Source organism: Ruegeria sp. CDSA077 (genome assembly GCF_059612265.1).
Window position 1 is genome coordinate 302,785 of the sequence record NZ_JBXWQG010000003.1, and the last position, 18,139, is coordinate 320,923.

Here is an 18,139-nt window from a genome sequence, read left to right on the forward strand (position 1 = left end):
TCAAAGAGACCCATGCTGGAACCCCTTGCCAAGGATATGCATTGAGCACTCAGGAGTTTTTCGACCAAGGTGAGCTGGTGGCGGTGCTGACCGCCCAACCGCTGGACCGGACGCTTGACTATAAGGCGCCCGAGAGCGGGTGCTTTCTGGGCGCTTTTGTCGAGGTGCCGCTGGGCCCGCGCAAGGTCTTGGGCGTGGTCTGGGGGCCGGGGCAGGGTGGCTTTGACCTTGCCAAGGCCCGTTCGGTGATCCGGGTGCTTGAAGTCGCGCCGATGCGCGAAGAAATGCGCCTGTTTCTGGGGCGCGTTGCCGATTACACGCTGACCCCGATGCCTGCGATGTTGCGATTGGCCACGCGCGCGCCCGGATTGGGCGATCCGCCTTCGATGCGCAAGGTCTATCGGCTTGGCGACAGGGACCCTGACAGGGTGACCGACGCGCGCACTCGTGTGTTGGAGGTGCTGCGCGACCACGGCGGGTTGGCCTTTACGCTGAAGGAACTGGCCGAACAGGCGGGTGTGACCTCTTCAGTCGTGAAGGGATTGGTCAAACTCGGTGCGGTTCGCGAAGAAGACAGCCCGCGCGATCTGCCCTATCCACATCTGGATCCGGATCTGCCGGGCAAGGCGTTGACCGATGATCAGGCCTCAGCAGTGGAAACCCTGCAATCTGGCCTGCGAACGGGTGATTATGGCACGACCCTGCTGAAAGGCGTCACCGGGTCGGGCAAGACCGAGGTTTATCTTGAGGCCGTCGCCGAAGCGTTGCGCCAGGGGCGGCAGGCGCTGGTTCTGCTGCCCGAGATTGCCCTGACCGCCGAATTTCTGACGCGCGTTGAGGCACGGTTCGGCGCGCGCCCGGCAGAATGGCATTCGGGCGCGACGATGACCGAACGCCGCCGAGTCTGGCGCATGGTGGGGCAGGGCGATGCACAGCTGGTTGTCGGCGCGCGCTCGGCCCTGTTTCTGCCGTTTCGCAATCTTGGGTTGGTCGTGGTCGATGAAGAACATGACACCTCGTACAAACAGGAAGACGGGGTGCATTACAGCGCCCGTGACATGGCTGTGCTGCGGTCCGCCATATGCGGCGCGCGCGTGATTCTGGCAAGTGCGACGCCGTCACTAGAAAGCTGGGCCAATGCCAAGGCAGGCAAGTATGAGCGGCTCGATTTGACTTCGCGCTTCGGTGATGCGGTGTTGCCCGAGATGAAGCCCATCGACATGCGGGCCGAACAGATGCAGCCGGGGACGTGGATTTCTCCATCGCTGCGGCAGGCCGTCCATCAGCGGATCGAGCGGGGTGAACAATCCCTTCTGTTTATTAACCGCCGGGGATATGCGCCGGTCACCCTGTGCCGGGCTTGTGGCGAGCAGGTTGCCTGTGATCACTGCGATGCGCGCATGGTTGAACACCGGTTTCTCAAGCGTCTGATGTGCCATCAATGCGGTGAGACCAAACCCATGCCCGAGGTCTGCCCCTCCTGTCAGGTCGAGGGCAAGCTGGCCCCGGTCGGGCCGGGGATCGAACGGCTGGCTGAAGAGGCTGAGGCAACATTTCCCGAGGCGAATATTGCCATGCTGTCATCCGATCTGTTCGGATCGGCGCGCGCATTGAAAGCAAAGATCGAAGAGATTGCTGCCGGTGACGCCGATATCGTCATTGGTACGCAGCTGGTGGCCAAGGGGCACAATTTTCCGAAACTGACATTGGTGGGTGTCATTGACGCCGATCTCAGCCTGCATGGGGCGGACCTGCGCGCCGCCGAACGCACATTTCAGCTGATGCGGCAGGTGGCTGGCCGCGCCGGGCGCGCGGATAAGCCCGGACAGGCGCTGTTGCAGACCTTTCAACCGGAACATCCCGTCATTCGCGCCATCCTTTCGGGCGATGAAGAAGGATTCTGGAGAGCCGAGGCCGCCGGGCGGTTGGCCGCCGGTGTTCCCCCCTATGGACGCATGGCCGGTATCGTTCTGTCTGGCCCCGAGGTCGGTCCTGTTTTTGACATCGGCAACGCCATGGCCCGCAACGACGCCCCGTTGCGGCAGATCGGTGCGCAGGTCTTTGGTCCTGCGCCTGCGCCCATTGCGCGTATCCGCGGGCGACACAGGGTGCGGCTGCTGGTCAAAGCCCCCAAAGGAGCGCCAATTCAGGATGCCATCGCCCGTTGGATAGCACCGCTGCGGCTGAACGGTGACATCAGGCTGACCGTTGATATTGACCCGCAAAATTTCTACTGACCTCTGCATTCATGCAGAGCCAATGTGCGTGCCCTTCTTCCCACTCGCCAAAACCTGAAAATGGGCGTAGAGGGACTCTCATGCTGAAACCCATGCCACTTTCCGAGGCGCAAAGCCTTCCGTTCTGGCGCCGTCCCATCACGCTTTTATTCGTGATGGCACTGACCATGCCCATTGCTTTCAACGCATGGAGCGCGTTGTTGAACAATTTCGTTATTGAAGTGGCGAATTTCGACGGTGCCGACATCGGCCTGCTGCATACCGTGCGCGAGATCCCAGGCTTTCTGGCTGTAGGCGTAATTGCCGTGATCTTGTTTGTTCGGGAGCAGGTGCTGGCGATGATCTCGCTGATCATGCTGGGTGTTGCGACTGCGGTGACAGCGTGGTTCCCAAGCCTTGGTGGCTTGCTGTTCGTCACACTGCTGAGCTCGATCGGGTTCCACTATTATGAAACCGTGAACCAATCCCTTCAGCTGCAGTGGTTGCCCAAGGACCGAGCGCCGCAATTTCTGGGCTGGATGGTCGCCATGGGATCGGCCTCGACATTGGTTATCTATGGGCTGATTGTCCTGACGTGGGATCGGTTCGATCTGTCCTATAACACTGTATTCATGGCTGCGGGCGGGCTGACGGCTTTGCTGGCGTTGTTCTGTCTGGTCGCCTATCCGCAGTTCGACGCGCCGACTCCGCAGACCAAAAAAATTGTGCTGCGCCGCCGATACTGGCTGTACTATGCGCTTCAGTTCATGGCGGGCGCGCGTCGTCAGATCTTTGTCGTTTTCGCCGGTTTCATGATGGTCGAGAAATTCGGGTTTGAGGTCCACGAACTCACCGGTCTTTTCTTGATCAACCTGGTTATCAACATTTCGGTTGCGCCGATGCTAGGCAAAGCTGTGTCCGTATTCGGTGAACGTCGCACTTTGATTTTCGAATATGCAGGCCTGGCCGTTGTATTTGCAGCCTATGGCGGCATTTATTGGTTCGGTTGGGGCGTTGTTCTGGCGGCTACTCTCTATGTGATTGACCATGTGCTTTTCGCGCTGGCTCTGGCGCTTAAAACCTATTTCCAGAAAATTGCCGATCCGGCAGATATTGCGCCAACCGCAGCGGTTGCCTTTACGATCAACCATATCGCCGCGGTATTCCTACCAGCGCTTCTGGGCCTGCTCTGGGTGTACTCGCCCGGAGCGGTCTTTGCGGTGGCTGCAGCGATGGCGTTGATTTCGTTATCGCTGTCGCTGCTGATCCCGCGCCACCCAGAGCTTGGGAATGAGACGATACTGTCGAAATACGCGCCCGCTCCGGCGGAATAGCTGCCAATGCTTGACCTTCGCGGGCCCGCACCCTAGGCGCTGTGTCAGCTGACACAGGAGGCTCCCATGCCCACATTCACCGCGCTTACCACCCTGACCGGCAAAAAATCAGCCGATGGTCTGGGCGAAGCCATGGAGCGTCTTGATCCCGAACCCACGGGCGTGGGCGTATTCGAAGTCGAAGATGGCTCGGGCCTGTGGGAGATTGGCGGTTACTTCACCGAAGCGCCGGATGAAACGGCACTGGCGGTTCTGGCGGCTGCGTTCGGATCCAAACCCTTTGTAATCTCGGAACTGCCCGAAACCGACTGGGTCGCCCATGTTCGCCGTGAATTGGCGCCTGTCGAGGCTGGCCGCTTTTTCGTCTATGGCTGTCACGATGCCGACAAGCTGCCCGAAGGCCGTATCCCTTTGTTGATTGAGGCCGCAATGGCTTTCGGTACCGGGCATCACGGCACCACCCTTGGGTGTCTCAAGGCTCTGGATTTTCTGCTCGATCAGGGTTTTACCGCGACAAAAGTTGCAGATATCGGTTGCGGCACCGCCGTTCTTGCGATGGCCGCCGCTCGTGTTTGGGAGGGGGACATCATCGCCAGCGATATTGATCAGGTTGCTGTCGAAGTTGCTGAAGCCAACCTGAAGGCAAACGGCATGTCAGGGAAGGTTCAATGTGTCGAGGCTGCGGGGTTCGATCATCCGGAGCTGAAATCTCTTGCGCCCTATGACCTGATATTCGCCAACATCCTCAAGGGCCCATTGGTGGCCCTGGCGCCCGAAATTTCAGCGAATCTGCGGGTTGGGGGTAAGGCGATTCTATCGGGAATCCTTAACGAGCAAGCCGAGGATGTTGTTTCCGTTTATCTCCAAAATGGCTTCAATGCCTCTAGAAATGACCAAATTGGTGAATGGACGTCGCTAGTCTTAACCAAACAGGGCTAAAATCGGGCCATTTGCAGGAGTTTTGTGGAGTTTCGCCTCTTTTATGTCGCAATCTGTTTTTACCGTCAATGACGTGGAATTGGGGGGCGGTTGATTTGGAGGCTGCCATGACTGGAAAACAAATTGAATTTGATCAGCGCGTTCATCGGCTGAACAAGAAACATTCGAAGATGACCCGTGGTTATCGTGCGACTATGCGCAAAGATGGCTTGGTTGTAATGAAACCACAGCGGGTTCAGTCCGCGGTGCCTGCAAAGGCTCTGCTGATCTGCTTCGCTGGGCTGTTCGCATTCAAAACGCTTTTGCTGACCAGCTTGGGGTCGTCGGCCTACCAGTATCGTGTCGATAGCCTTGCGCAAGGGACCGAAGTGGAGAAGGCGGGGGCATGGATCATGCAGATCGACCCGGTATCACAGGCCCTCTCGTCTCAACTCAGCAAAGTTCTCCGCTAAGTTTCTTCCGCTTTGATTAGAAACGCCGCGTATCCGGGGATACGCGGCGTTCTTCTTTGCCCCGAGGGAGAAGGGGAAAATCAACGGTAGGTTTGCTTTGCCTTAACGGCGGCCTTCCACGACGATTTCAATGTCGCCACGGCACAGGCCGATATCTTCCAGCTCGCGGTCCGACAGACCGCTCAGCGCGTTGCGTGTAACGCGGGCATCATTCCATTCGACAACGGCGTTTACGACCATTGCGAAAGTCGTACCGATACGGCCGACGAGGCCAAATGAGCCAGTGGTGGTGCGGGTTGTGTCCAGTGCAGCCATATCCTGTTTCCTTCCGGTTTGTGTTAAACTCTGATCTTGCGATCTGACGGGCATTTAGGGATGGTTTTCTGACTGCACAAGCATAGAAATTGCATGTGTCCTATGCGTTTTTTGCAATGCTCGAAAAACATGGAAACGCCTTAATTTATTGGCAATTTTGCCTTCATCAAACTGGTCGAAACCCGACATTTTCCGGTCGTAATCAGCTCATTCTGTCGGAGACAGGACGACCGTGTCGCAATCTGACCATCAGTCAATTCGCTTGGAAAATGTTCTTGTTTCGTGCTAGTCGGTAAAAAAGAACACACAAACCCGAGCAGGCCGAGGCTATATATGCGAATTCTGGGCATTGATCCGGGGCTACGGACCCTGGGATGGGGCGTCATCGAATCACATGGCAGCCGTCTCAGTCATGTTGCCAATGGGTTATGTAAATCGGACGGGGATGATCTGGGAGAGCGGTTGCTATCGCTCCATAATCAGATCGTCGAAGTGATTGCCGAGCATCAGCCCGATCAGGCCGCCATCGAACAGACCTTTGTGAACAAGGACGGAGCCGGTACGCTTAAGCTGGGTCAGGCGCGGGGTGTGGCGTTGTTGACGCTGGCGCAGGCCGGGTTGCCAGTGGGGGAATATGCGCCCAATCGAGTCAAGAAAACGGTTGTGGGCGTGGGCCATGCCGAAAAGGAACAGGTTCTTCATATGGTCAAGTTGCAACTGCCGGGCTGTCAGCCCAAGGGCGCGGATGCCGCGGATGCGCTGGCGATAGCGATCTGTCATTCCTTTTACGGGGCAACGCCACAGTCGCGGATGAAACAGGTGCGGGCATGATTGGCAAGCTGACAGGCCGGTTGGATTACCGCGCGGCGGATCACGTGCTGATCGACGTGCGTGGGGTCGGCTATCTGGTCTATTGCTCGGACCGTACGATGGCTGCGCTGCCGGGCGTGGGTGAGGCGATCTCGATCTACACCGACATGGTGGTGCGCGAGGATTTGATGCAGCTTTACGGGTTCCTTTCGCTGGTCGAGAAGGAATGGCATCGCCTGCTGTGCTCGGTGCAAGGGGTCGGGGCCAAGGTCTCGCTAGCAATCCTCAGCGCCTTGGGCCCCGATGGTGTCAGCCGGGCGATTGCTCTGGGCGATTGGGGGGCGGTCAAGGCAGCCAAGGGCGTGGGCCCCAAAACCGCGCAGCGGATCGTGCTGGACCTCAAAGACAAGGCGCCCGGCGTTATGGCCATGGGCGGCACGGTGACCGAGGCAATGGATGGCCCCGAATTGGACGTCGTGGAGCTGACCGAACCGGCGCCAGTACCAAAACAACGGCTCACCATAGCGCCATCGGGGAATGCAGCAGCATCTGCCGGGGCATTGTCGGCACTCTCCAATCTGGGCTATGGCCCGTCCGAGGCCGCGTCAGCCGTGGCCGAAGCCGCGGCGAGCTTGCCCGAAGCGGGTGAGGCGGACCTGATCCGCGCTGCGTTGAAACTGTTGGCTCCGAAAGGGTGATAGAATGGTAGATGCCGATCCCACCCTGCGCCCCGAGCCGTTGCCGGAAGACAATGACCGCGCCTTGCGCCCGCAGGGACTGGACGAATTCATCGGTCAAGCCGAGGCGCGCGCCAATCTGCGTATCTTTATTCAATCAGCTCGCCAAAGGGGTGAGGCCATGGATCATACGTTGTTCCATGGCCCTCCGGGTCTGGGCAAGACCACGCTGGCGCAGATTATCGCGCGTGAGTTGGGGGTGAATTTTCGGATGACATCTGGCCCGGTTCTGGCAAAGGCGGGCGATCTGGCGGCGATCCTGACCAATCTGGAAGCGCGCGATGTGCTGTTCATTGACGAAATCCATCGCTTGAATCCAGCGGTCGAAGAGGTCCTGTATCCGGCGATGGAGGATTTCGAGCTGGATCTGGTGATTGGTGAAGGCCCGGCCGCGCGCACGGTGAGGATCGAGTTGCAGCCGTTTACTCTGGTCGGGGCCACCACCCGGATGGGGCTGCTGACCACGCCGCTGCGCGACCGCTTTGGCATCCCGACACGCCTGCAGTTCTATACCGTTGATGAATTGCACGAGATTGTCACCCGCAACGCACGCAAGCTTGGAGCACCGGCTGATGACAGTGGTGCCCGAGAGATCGCGCGCCGGTCACGCGGAACGCCTCGGATCGCCGGGCGCCTGCTGCGGCGGGTGGTGGATTTCGCAATCGTCGAAGGCGATGGACGGATCACCCGCGATTTGGCTGATGGGGCGTTGACGCGGCTGGGGGTCGATCATCTGGGGCTGGACGGCGCGGACCGCCGGTATCTGAAGCTGATCGCCGAGAATTACGCGGGCGGGCCGGTAGGTATCGAAACCTTGTCGGCAGCTCTGTCGGAAAGCCGGGACTCGCTGGAGGAGGTGATCGAACCCTTCCTCTTGCAGCAAGGCCTGATCCAACGCACACCGCGTGGCCGGATGCTGGCGCAGAAGGCGTGGACGCATCTGGGCATGGCCGCACCCAAGGGGCAAAATGATCTGTTTGGTTGAAGCCGCGCGTGTGAGCTTTTAAGGGTTTCGCCAAACATTGTCCGATTGCCGAGGATTGCGCGTGACACCCGACGACATTCAAGCCCTGTTCACCCGCGAAAGCGGAGAGTTCCTGTTTGCGCGGTGGGGCCGCCCCATCGTGCCGATCGTCTTTGGGGTCGAAGATGAAAGTTTGGCCACGGTCAAAGGCGCGTTCGAGGCAGTGGTAACACTGGCAGGGCATCAGATGGCAGAAACCGACTCCGAGCTTGGCGCCAACTGCATGGTCTTTTTCTTCCGCGACTGGAAAGAACTGACTGAAGTGCCCGATCTGGACCGTTTGGTCCCTGATCTGGGGCCGTTGGTTGATCGGTTGATCGCGGCCGATGCCAACCAGTACCGGATATTCCGTTTTGAAGAAGACGGCGCCATTCGTGCGGCCTTTGTGTTTTTGCGGATGGACAATGAATTGTCGCAAGTCCCCGCTGAAACGCTTGCGCTCAGCCAGGTGGTGCAAACGGTGCTGCTCTGGTCCGATACCGCTTTTCGCAACCAGTCGCCCTTGGCAGTGGCGGGTGACGCGACGATATTGCGACCAGACATTGCCGGGTTGATCCGGGCGGCATACGATCCTGTCCTGCCGGGCGCGGCGCAAGATGCCTCTCATGCGCTGAGATTGTTTGCCAGATTGGATCAACCGCAATGAAGCACGTCTATTCCGTTAAAGTATATTACGAAGACACCGATATGGGCGGCGTGGTCTATCACGCTAACTATTTGAAATACATCGAACGCGCCCGGTCGGACTATGTGCGGCGCCTGGGCAATGACCAGAATGCCATGCGTGACGCAGGTATCGTTTGGGTCGTGCGCCGGATCGAGGCGGAATACCTGGCCCCGGCCAAATTTGACGACGATCTGGAGATCGAGACCGAAATCAAGTCTCTGTCCGGTGTCCGTCTGATCATGGCGCAAGTGGTCAAACGGGGCGAAGAGGAGATTTTTCGCGCCATCGTTACCGCCGTCTGTATGAATGCGCAGGGCAAGCCCGTACGCCTTCCGGCAGAGATTCGCGCATTGTTGTAACAATTTGCAGGGCCCGGGTGGTTCTGTTGGCAATTCGCCCCCATCTGCGTTAGCGTTTGACAAAACAAGGCCGTAAGGCTGTCAGGCAAAACAAAGAGCAGGTTCATGGAAGCTGAAACGCTGGCGCTGGCGCAGGAGATCGATTTCTCCATGTGGGGGCTTTTTGCCCGCGCGACTTTTATCGTTAAACTGGTAATGCTGATGCTGATTGGCGCATCAGTCTGGTCCTGGGGGATCATCATCCAGAAACTGATCAATTACCGTGCTGCAAGGCGTGAAGCTCAGGTTTTTGATGAGGCTTTCTGGTCCGGGAACCCCCTGGATGAACTGTTCGAGCAGATCGGTACCCAACCCGATGGCAGTTCGGAGAAGATATTTGCCTCAGGCATGATCGAATGGCGCCGCTCGCACCGCACTGATGGCGGGCTGATAGCTGGTGCCACCGCACGCATTGATCGGTCGATGGATGTGGCCATCGCGAAAGAGGCCGAGGCGCTGCAAAAGGGCCTGCCCATTCTGGCCACTGTCGGCTCAACTGCACCCTTCATTGGTCTGTTCGGAACGGTTTGGGGTATCATGAATGCGTTCATCGAGATTGCCGAGCAGCAGAACACCAACCTGGCTGTTGTCGCGCCCGGTATTGCCGAGGCGTTGCTGGCCACCGGCCTGGGCCTGTTGGCCGCGATTCCGGCGGTGATTTTCTATAACAAACTCAGCGCAGATAGTGATCGGATCGTTGGAGGCTATGAAGCCTTTGCCGATGAGTTCGCCACCATTCTGTCGCGCCAGCTGGACAGCTGAGATGGGGGCTGCGGTTCAGCAATCCTCGGGCGGGAATGGACGCCGGCGGGGTCGGCGTCGCGGTCGCGCGCAGCCGATGGCTGAGATCAACGTCACACCCTTTGTGGACGTTATGCTGGTGCTGCTGATCATCTTCATGGTGGCCGCGCCCTTGCTGACTGTTGGTGTGCCTGTTGATCTGCCCAAAACAGCGGCCAGTGCGCTGCCCGGCGATAACGAGGAACCTTTGACCGTCACGCTGACCGCGGATGGCAGGGTGCAAATCCAAACCACGGATATTCTGCGCGAAGAGTTGATTGGAAAACTGCGTGCCATCGCAGCAGAACGCAGTAGCGACCGAGTGTTTTTGCGCGCGGATGGTGCGATCCCTTATGCGCAGGTGATGCAGGTAATGGGCGCGCTTAATGCGGGTGGGTTCTCCAATGTGGGGCTGGTGACCGATACGGGCGGCCCGACACTGGACGACGGTGGAGAGTGAGGCCGCACGGTGGATACCGGCACCAAGATCTCGGCGATTGCCCATGTCAGTCTGATTGGTTGGGCATTTTTCGGCGGCACCTTCCGGTCCGAACCATTACCTATGGCCGTGCAGGATGTCTCGGTCATTTCGGCTGAGCAATTTGCGGCAATGACCGCTCAGCGGGATGCGCCCGAAGTGCCGACGCCAACAGCGCTGCAGCCGCCTGAGGCCCCAACAGAAGAGGATCCAGCGTCGGAACCGGTAGTGGAAGAGCAGCCTTCGTTGCAAGAGGCGGAACCTGCTGAATCCGACCCGGACCCGGATCCTGAGCCTGAACCGGTTGAGCCGCCGCCAGAGCCGGTGGTGATTGAACAGCCACCGGTGTTGGACACTCCCGCCCCCGAGATTGTCGACGTTACGGTGCCTTCTGGGCCAGAAGCACAGCCCAGCCCGGCCGAGAATGTTGCGCCGGTGCCGGTTGCGCCGCCTCCGCCCGAGGCCGCGCCTGATGAAATCGAAACCCCGGCCGTATCTTTGGACGAGGGAGCCGAGACCCAGCAGGAACAGCAGGATCAGACCGCCCCCGAGGAAAAGGCTGACGAGATTGTGACCGAAGCGGAAGAGCCCAAAGAAAACGCTCCCCGAACATCGCCGCGCCCGCGGATCCGTCCCAACCGCCCGACACCACCGGTCGAGCCCGAAGTGGCGGAGACGCCCGAGCCCGAACCCACAGAGCCCGCGCAGACGGAAACAGCCATCAACGATGCGCTGGCCGAGGCGTTGGGACAAGGGAGTGAACCCTCTGGTCCGCCCTTGACCAGCGGCGAAAAGGACGCGATGCGATTGGCCGTTTCCCAATGCTGGAACGTTGGGTCCTTGTCCACGGATGCTCTGCAGACAGTTGTTGTTGTCGGATTTTCGTTGACCCCTGATGGCAAGGTGGTTGGCGGCAGCTTGCGCATGATCGACAGCTCAGGCGGTTCTGACGGCGCAGCCAGACAAGCCTATGAGGCTGCTCGACGTGCCATTTTGCGCTGTGGAGCCAAAGGATATGACCTGCCAACCGATAAATACGAGCATTGGCAGGATATTGAGATTACATTCAATCCCGAGAGGATGCGGATCAAATGATGAGACTTCTGACCAGCCTGTTGCTTGGCCTGACACTGGTGTCGGCACCTGTTCACGCCCAAAGTGGACCGCTTCGCTTGGAATTGGATCAGGGGATCATCGAACCCTTGCCCTTTGCGGTTCCGAATTTTGTGCCGGACAGCACAGCAGCTGCGCAATATGCCCAGGATATCTCGCGGGTTGTGGCCGCCGATCTAACCGGAACAGGGCTGTTCCGCGAAATTCTGTCTGATGCTTTCATCAGCCAAGTGGCCAGCTTTGAAGATCCCGTTCGGTTCGCGGATTGGAAAGCCATCAATGCCGAGGCTTTGGTGACAGGTGCTGTGAATGTGTCGGGCAATCGCCTGACGGTGCGGTTCAGGGTCTGGGATGTGTTTTCTGGGCAGGAGCTGGGCAACGGTCTGCAGTTTGCCGGGACGACTGAAGGGTGGCGGCGCATGGCCCATAAAGTGGCGGATCAAGTCTATAGCCGTGTAACGGGCGAGGGCGCCTATTTCGACAGTCGTGTTGCCTTTGTCTCGGAAAGCGGCCCCAAAAACCAGCGCCTGAAGCGCCTGGCGATCATGGATTATGACGGCGCGAATGTGCAGTACCTGACCGACAGCGCCGCCATTGTTTTGGCACCACGGTTTTCACCTGCCGGTGATCAACTGCTTTATACCAGTTACGAATCCGGTCAGCCGCGCATCTATGTTCTGGATATTGAACGGGTCAGGCGGACCGAGTTGAACACTCAGGGCGGCACGATGAGCTTTTCGCCCCGGTTTTCGCCGGATGGACGGTCGATCGTCTATTCGCTTATTCAAGGCGGCAATACGGACCTGTGGAAAATGGATCTGGCTTCCGGGCAAAGCGTGCGGCTGACCAATACGCCCGCGATTGAAACCGCCCCTAGCTATTCGCCGGACGGTTCCCAGATCGTGTTTGAAAGTGACCGTTCGGGCACGCCACAGCTTTACATCATGCCCGCAAACGGGGGCGAGGCGACGCGGATCAGCTTTGGTCAGGGCCGTTATGGAACGCCGGTCTGGTCCCCCCGTGGCGATCTGGTTGCGTTTACCAAGCAGAACAAAGGCCGATTTCATATCGGTGTCATGCGAACAGATGGCAGCGAAGAGCGTTTGCTGACCTCGTCGTTTCTGGACGAAGGACCGACATGGTCCCCTAATGGTCGCGTGATCATGTTCACCCGAGAAACCCAGGGCGCAAGTGGCCGGGCGACGCTGTATTCGGTTGATATCTCGGGACGCAACCTGCGCCCGATCCGCACCCCGGATGGGGGCAGCGATCCGTCATGGGGCCCACTGCAGAATTGATCACGGCTGCTGGCAGGAAAAGTTCACAAGGAACCTGCACTATGCTACAGAGACGGCAATAAAGAGAAAAAACAACGAGGCACCTGAGATGAACGTATTGGGCAAAATCCTAGCACTAGGTGTGTTTGGCGCGTTGGCGGCCTGCACTAATAACGATCCGTCTGCGCTGGGCGGCGGCTTTGGCAATGGCGCAAATGGCGGGATGGCCGCGGGCTCTCCAAGTGATCCGCGCTCGCCTGCATATTTCCAGCAAACTGTTGGTGACCGGGTTCTGTTTTCGGTCGATCAGTCGACGCTTACTCCGCAGGCGCAGTCAGTGCTGCAGGGGCAGGCCGACTGGCTGATGGCCAACCCCGACTTTGTGGCAACGATCGAAGGCCATGCGGATGAGCAGGGCACGCGTGAGTATAACCTCGCACTGGGTGCGCGCCGGGCAAATGCCGCCCGCGAGTTCCTGATTTCCCGCGGAGTAGCAGGCAACCGGCTGACAACTGTCAGCTTTGGCAAAGAGCGTCCGATCGAGATTTGCAGCACCGAGGACTGCTATTCGAAAAACCGTCGTGCAGTGACGGTGCTGACCGGATCAACGTTGGGATAAGACGATGAAACTAGCAGGATGGGTTCTGGCCGCAGTTTTGGCGACCGCCGGTTTGGCACAAGCACAGGATCAGCAAACCTTGGCGGATATCCGGCAGGAACTGACGGTGCTGCATGTGGAAATTCAGCGGCTCAAGCGCGAGTTTTCAACAACCGGCTCTCCGGCCCCGAACCTGTCCGGCAGTTCGATACTTGAACGCGTTGATGCCATAGAGGCCGAATTGCAGCGCCTGACGCGCCAGACCGAACAGTTGAACCAGCGTGTACAGAATATCGTAACCGACGGCACTAACAGGATCGGTGATCTCGAGTTTCGCTTGGTCGAACTGGAAGGCGGTGACCTGAGTACGCTCGGTGATACAACAACTCTGGGCGGAGATACGGACATCACATCCGCAGCCCCTACTGCTCCGACAGCGCCAACCGATGCCGACCTGGGTGAGTTGGCAGTAGGCGAGCAAGCGGATTTCAATGCCGCTGCTCAGGCGCTGGCCGATGGAAACTTCCAGGCCGCCGCGGATCAGTTCGCAGTATTCGATACATCATATCCCGGAAGCCCGCTTGCGCCCGAAGCACACCTAAAGCGCGGACAGGCGTTGGAGGGCATTGGCGACACCCGCGAAGCGGCAAAGGCATTCCTTGCCAGCTTCACCGGCGATTCCGAAGGCGCCTATGCGCCTGAGGCTTTGTTCGAACTGGGTGCTGCGCTGGGCCGTCTGGGACAGACCGAACAGGCGTGTATCACACTGAGCGAGGTTAGCGTCCGGTTCCCGGCCTCGGCATTGGTCTCCAGCGCCACGCAGGAAATGACATCACTGGGTTGTACTTGACCACACAAGGCACACTCCTGAAATCCGAACTCCGCGCGCGATTGCCGGAAAACCTTCCGCGCCGTCTAGGCGTTGCGGTATCCGGTGGCGGTGACTCGGTTGCTTTGCTGAGTTTGTTGAAGCACATCGCCCAAGAGGAACAGGTTGAGCTGTTTGTCGCCACGGTGAACCACAATCTGCGCCCCGAAGCGGTGGCGGAGGCAGATTGGGTGGCGCAGCTTGCCCAGGGTCTGGGCCTTCCACATGAGACGTTGCACTGGCAGGGGTGGGACCAGACAGGTAACCTGCAGGATAGGGCGCGGCAGGCCCGGTACCAGTTGCTGTCAGACTGGGCGCGTGACAAGCAGATCGGCGCGATTGCCCTAGGACACACCGCCGATGATCAAGCCGAAACCATGCTGATGCGATTGGCGCGCGCTGCTGGTGTGACGGGATTGTCCGGCATGCCTGCAATGCGGAACTATCAAGGGATCATGCTGCTGCGACCGATGTTGGGGATTACCCGGCAACAACTGCGCGATTATCTTGCCGAGATTGGGGCAGATTGGATCGAGGATCCATCGAATCACGACCGGCGGTTTGATCGTATCAAGGCGCGCGACGCGTTGACCGGCTTATCCGAAATTGGGATTTCGGTGCATTCTCTGTCCCGCGTTGCTGAAAACCTTGCTCAAGCCCGTGAAGCATTAGAGCAGATTACGCAGGAATCCGCCCGTCAGGTCCTGAATGTCGATGGCGGCGATATCTGTGTCGATCGCGCGCAATTTTCCACTCTGCCTGCGGAAATCCGACGTCGTCTTCTTACAGGTTGTGTCCGCTGGATTGCGGGCCGCGGATATCCACCGCGTCAGGCTGCAACAGACCGGGCGCTGCTCGCGATTGATCAGGGTGAGGCGGCGACGATAGGTGGATGCCTCTTGATCCCAAAAGCCGATAAAATGTGGATTTGCAGAGAGCTAAATGCCGTTGAGAGCGCACCCGGCGCACCCGGTCAGATTTGGGATGAACGGTGGATTCTGTCTGGTCCGGCGATTCCCGACGCGCAGGTTCACCCGTTAGGTGCGGCTGGTTTGCAGGCCGTGCCAGATTGGCGTGCACTTGGAAAACCGCGCGCCGCGCTTCTGGCGTCTCCGTCCGTCTGGAGTGGAGAGGTCTTGGTATCTGCACCAATGGTGGGTTTCTCAAATGGTTGGCTTGCAGAACTGACGCCAGAAGAGCCCGAGTTTCACTCTTCGGTTTTATCGCATTGAACCTGCTTGAATCATCTCTATTTTAAAGAGCAACCCGGCAGATCCCCATCTGCCGAAATCTTTTGGGAGATTTTTCTTGGGCAACGCTCGTAACATCGCCTTTTGGGTCGTTCTGTTTTTGCTGATCCTTGCACTGTTCAATCTGTTCAGCGGACCAGGTGGAACGCTTCAGAGCAATGAAAGAACCTATTCTGATTTCGTGACCGCTGTTGAAGGCGGCGAAGTCAAAAACGTGACATTGGATGGCGAGCAAATTCGCTATACCACGCAAAGCGGCGCAAGCTATGTCACGATCAAGCCCGGCGATGCCGAGGTGACCAAACTGCTGATCGATGAAAGCATCCCGGTTCAGGCTGTGAAACAACAGCAATCGGGCATTCAGTCTTTCCTGGTCACTCTTCTTCCTTTCCTGCTGCTGATCGGTGTCTGGGTCTACTTCATGAACCGGATGCAGGGTGGCGGCAAAGGTGGCGCGATGGGCTTTGGCAAGTCCAAGGCCAAGATGCTGACCGAAAAGCATGGCCGTGTAACCTTTGATGATGTCGCTGGCATCGACGAGGCCAAGGAAGAACTGGAAGAGATCGTAGAATTCCTGCGCAATCCGCAGAAATTCAGTCGTCTGGGTGGCAAGATTCCAAAAGGCGCTTTGTTGGTGGGCCCTCCGGGGACCGGTAAAACGCTGCTGGCCCGCGCCATTGCGGGTGAGGCGGGTGTGCCCTTCTTCACCATTTCGGGTTCGGACTTTGTTGAGATGTTCGTCGGTGTCGGTGCATCCCGTGTCCGCGACATGTTCGAACAGGCCAAGAAAAATGCACCCTGTATCGTCTTTATTGACGAGATTGACGCCGTTGGCCGCCATCGTGGTGCCGGTTATGGTGGGGGTAATGACGAACGTGAACAAACGCTCAACCAGTTGCTCGTCGAGATGGACGGGTTCGAGGCCAATGAGGGCGTGATTATCCTGGCGGCCACCAACCGTAAGGACGTTTTGGACCCTGCGCTGCTGCGTCCAGGCCGTTTCGACCGCAACGTGACTGTCGGCAACCCCGACATTAAAGGCCGCGAAAAGATCCTGGGCGTTCACGCACGCAAGACGCCCCTCGGACCTGATGTCGATCTGCGCATCATCGCGCGCGGGACTCCGGGCTTCTCGGGTGCTGATCTGGCCAACCTCGTGAATGAGGCCGCGCTGATGGCCGCCCGCGTCGGTCGCCGCTTTGTTACCATGGAAGATTTCGAGAATGCCAAGGACAAGGTGATGATGGGTGCCGAGCGCCGCTCGATGGTGCTGACCCAGGACCAGAAGGAAAAGACTGCCTATCACGAATCAGGGCATGCCGTTGTTGGTATGACGCTGCCGTTGTGTGATCCGGTCTATAAGGCAACGATCATTCCGCGCGGTGGTGCGCTGGGCATGGTGGTGTCACTGCCAGAAATGGACCGCCTGAACTATCACCGCGATGAGTGTGAGCAAAAGCTGGCCATGACTATGGCCGGTAAGGCGGCTGAGGTGATCAAATATGGCGAGGACCATGTCTCGAACGGTCCGGCGGGCGATATCATGCAGGCCAGCCAACTGTCGCGGGCGATGGTGATGCGCTGGGGCATGTCGGACAAGGTCGGCAATATCGACTATGCCGAAGCGCATGATGGCTATTCGGGCAACACTGCCGGGTTCTCGGTCTCGGCCCATACCAAGGAACTGATCGAGGAAGAGGTCAAGCGCCTGATCCAGCAAGGATATGAGCGTGCGCATCAGATCCTGTCAGAACAGAACGAGCAATGGGAACGTCTGGCCCAGGGGCTGCTGGAATATGAAACCCTGACCGGTGACGAGATCAAACGCGTCATGAATGGCGAGCCGCCCAGCGAAAGCGATGACGAGGGCGATAAACCTGATGAGGGCAGCGCCCCCAGCGTGACCGCCATTCCGAAAACCAAGGTTAAGAAAACTCCGCCCGATGGCGGGATGGAGCCGGAACCAACGGCTTAAACTTTCAAAGACCCGGGCCTGTCCCGGGTCTTTTTTCTTTTCAATCGCGAAGGTTTGCCCTTTATTCCGCATCAGATGTCAGTTTTGAAAAAGGGATAAATATGCCGGTATTGCGCGAAACCGAATTCACGGGAGAAGTTGCTTGGTTGGGCCACGTACCAGCAGGTGAAGCTCTCCGGGCCAATGCCGTGGACAGTCTGGATTTGGGTTTCTCGGGTGATCAAGGCGCGCGTCACGAAGGCGTGAATCGTACCTCTTGCGTGCGGGTCAAAAACCTGTACCCGGTAGGCACCGAAATTCGCAATGTGCGGCAGTTATCGATCCTGTCCGCAGAAGAACTTGATGCCATCGCGCAGGAAATGGGCTTGGGTAAGCTGGCCCCGTCCCATCTGGGTGTCAGCATTGTCTTGCGCGGCATTCCGGATTTCACCCATGTTCCGCCCTCGTCTCGTTTGCAGGTGGAAAATGGCGTGACGCTGACGATCGACATGGAAAACCGGCCCTGTATCCTACCTGGGCGCGAGATCGAGGCTGACTTGCCCGGATATGGTGCGGCCTTCAAGCCTGCAGCGCAAGGACGGCGGGGAGTCACGGCTTGGGTCGAAAGACCCGGAGAGCTGAAGCTGGGCGATGAGCTTACACTGTTTGTCCCCGATCAGAGAGCCTGGACACCATAAGGGACCGCAATTTCCGATCGGAAGGCGCCGATGTGACGCTACGACGTTTCAAGGCGCAATTATGTCGGAATCCATAGCCACCAATTTGGTACACAACGGTATGGAGTGAGCAGCGCCGGCGTTCTGCGTCGGGTTTGCACGGAATTCAATCAGGGACCGAAACCCAATGAGCTATAAATCTGACATCGAAATTGCGCGTGAGGCGAAGAAGAAGCCGATTCAGGAGATTGG

Annotated in this window: 19 protein-coding genes; 18 read left to right on the forward strand and 1 reads right to left on the reverse strand. The window is 58.4% G+C overall.

Annotated elements, in window-relative coordinates; genetic code table 11:
• Positions 1 to 41 precede the first annotated feature (41 nt).
• From AC2FLE_RS10685 to AC2FLE_RS10700, 4 genes are all read left to right on the forward strand, one after another.
• A complete protein-coding gene (locus tag AC2FLE_RS10685) occupies positions 42 to 2,237 on the forward strand; it encodes a primosomal protein N' (protein ID WP_496696926.1) in 2,196 nt (731 codons plus the stop codon).
• A gap of 80 nt (positions 2,238 to 2,317) precedes the next feature.
• Positions 2,318 to 3,550 carry an MFS transporter gene (locus AC2FLE_RS10690; RefSeq protein ID WP_271952281.1) on the forward strand — a complete coding sequence of 411 codons (1,233 nt, stop codon included), beginning with the start codon at positions 2,318 to 2,320 and terminating at the stop codon, positions 3,548 to 3,550.
• A 66-nt stretch (positions 3,551 to 3,616) separates the two neighbouring features.
• Positions 3,617 to 4,489, forward strand: a complete 873-nt coding sequence (locus tag AC2FLE_RS10695) for a 50S ribosomal protein L11 methyltransferase (protein WP_496692331.1) — start codon at positions 3,617 to 3,619, stop codon at positions 4,487 to 4,489.
• A 107-nt stretch (positions 4,490 to 4,596) separates the two neighbouring features.
• Positions 4,597 to 4,941, forward strand: a complete 345-nt coding sequence (locus AC2FLE_RS10700) for a hypothetical protein (RefSeq protein ID WP_496696928.1) — start codon at positions 4,597 to 4,599, stop codon at positions 4,939 to 4,941.
• Between the two features lie 102 nt (positions 4,942 to 5,043).
• On the opposite strand, the gene AC2FLE_RS10705 is transcribed toward AC2FLE_RS10700, so the two are convergent.
• On the reverse strand, positions 5,044 to 5,256 hold the full coding sequence (locus tag AC2FLE_RS10705; protein ID WP_496692332.1) for a DUF1127 domain-containing protein: 213 nt from the start codon (positions 5,254 to 5,256) through the stop codon (positions 5,044 to 5,046).
• Positions 5,257 to 5,589: 333 nt separating this feature from the next.
• Here AC2FLE_RS10705 and ruvC point away from each other — a divergent pair, with 333 nt between their 5' ends.
• The 14 genes from ruvC to AC2FLE_RS10775 all read left to right on the forward strand — a co-directional run bounded on the left by ruvC (position 5,590) and on the right by AC2FLE_RS10775 (position 17,908).
• A complete protein-coding gene (gene ruvC, locus AC2FLE_RS10710) occupies positions 5,590 to 6,087 on the forward strand; it encodes a crossover junction endodeoxyribonuclease RuvC (protein ID WP_142640175.1) in 498 nt (165 codons plus the stop codon).
• A complete protein-coding gene (gene ruvA / locus AC2FLE_RS10715; RefSeq protein WP_496696930.1) occupies positions 6,084 to 6,764 on the forward strand; it encodes a Holliday junction branch migration protein RuvA in 681 nt (226 codons plus the stop codon). Before ruvC ends, ruvA begins: the two co-directional genes overlap by 4 nt.
• A gap of 4 nt (positions 6,765 to 6,768) precedes the next feature.
• Entirely contained in the window at positions 6,769 to 7,788 is a 1,020-nt protein-coding gene (ruvB, locus tag AC2FLE_RS10720) for a Holliday junction branch migration DNA helicase RuvB (protein ID WP_142640179.1), read from the forward strand.
• A 61-nt stretch (positions 7,789 to 7,849) separates the two neighbouring features.
• Entirely contained in the window at positions 7,850 to 8,473 is a 624-nt protein-coding gene (locus AC2FLE_RS10725) for a hypothetical protein (protein WP_496696932.1), read from the forward strand.
• Positions 8,470 to 8,853, forward strand: a complete 384-nt coding sequence (gene ybgC / locus AC2FLE_RS10730) for a tol-pal system-associated acyl-CoA thioesterase (protein ID WP_142640183.1) — start codon at positions 8,470 to 8,472, stop codon at positions 8,851 to 8,853. The genes AC2FLE_RS10725 and ybgC overlap by 4 nt, the downstream gene beginning before the upstream one ends.
• Positions 8,854 to 8,958: 105 nt before the next feature.
• Complete coding sequence (tolQ, locus tag AC2FLE_RS10735; RefSeq protein ID WP_142640185.1) at positions 8,959 to 9,654, forward strand: protein TolQ; 696 nt, start codon at positions 8,959 to 8,961, stop codon at positions 9,652 to 9,654.
• Between the two features lies 1 nt (position 9,655).
• The gene (tolR, locus tag AC2FLE_RS10740) at positions 9,656 to 10,132 is read left to right on the forward strand and encodes a protein TolR (RefSeq protein WP_142640204.1); all 477 of its coding nucleotides are present in this window, start codon (positions 9,656 to 9,658) and stop codon (positions 10,130 to 10,132) included.
• Positions 10,133 to 10,141: 9 nt separating this feature from the next.
• Complete coding sequence (gene tolA, locus AC2FLE_RS10745; protein ID WP_496696934.1) at positions 10,142 to 11,245, forward strand: cell envelope integrity protein TolA; 1,104 nt, start codon at positions 10,142 to 10,144, stop codon at positions 11,243 to 11,245.
• Entirely contained in the window at positions 11,242 to 12,561 is a 1,320-nt protein-coding gene (gene tolB, locus AC2FLE_RS10750) for a Tol-Pal system beta propeller repeat protein TolB (protein WP_496696936.1), read from the forward strand. Before tolA ends, tolB begins: the two co-directional genes overlap by 4 nt.
• 88 nt (positions 12,562 to 12,649) lie before the next feature.
• Positions 12,650 to 13,159, forward strand: coding sequence for a peptidoglycan-associated lipoprotein Pal (gene pal, locus AC2FLE_RS10755; RefSeq protein WP_496696937.1), 510 nt, complete (start codon positions 12,650 to 12,652; stop codon positions 13,157 to 13,159).
• A gap of 4 nt (positions 13,160 to 13,163) precedes the next feature.
• On the forward strand, positions 13,164 to 13,988 hold the full coding sequence (gene ybgF / locus AC2FLE_RS10760) for a tol-pal system protein YbgF (protein ID WP_496696939.1): 825 nt from the start codon (positions 13,164 to 13,166) through the stop codon (positions 13,986 to 13,988).
• Positions 13,985 to 15,238, forward strand: a complete 1,254-nt coding sequence (gene tilS, locus AC2FLE_RS10765) for a tRNA lysidine(34) synthetase TilS (protein WP_496696941.1) — start codon at positions 13,985 to 13,987, stop codon at positions 15,236 to 15,238. The genes ybgF and tilS overlap by 4 nt, the downstream gene beginning before the upstream one ends.
• Positions 15,239 to 15,314: 76 nt before the next feature.
• Positions 15,315 to 17,231, forward strand: coding sequence for an ATP-dependent zinc metalloprotease FtsH (ftsH, locus tag AC2FLE_RS10770; protein ID WP_142640196.1), 1,917 nt, complete (start codon positions 15,315 to 15,317; stop codon positions 17,229 to 17,231).
• Between the two features lie 101 nt (positions 17,232 to 17,332).
• Positions 17,333 to 17,908, forward strand: coding sequence for an MOSC domain-containing protein (locus tag AC2FLE_RS10775; protein ID WP_496696943.1), 576 nt, complete (start codon positions 17,333 to 17,335; stop codon positions 17,906 to 17,908).
• The last annotated feature ends 231 nt before the right edge of the window (positions 17,909 to 18,139 follow it).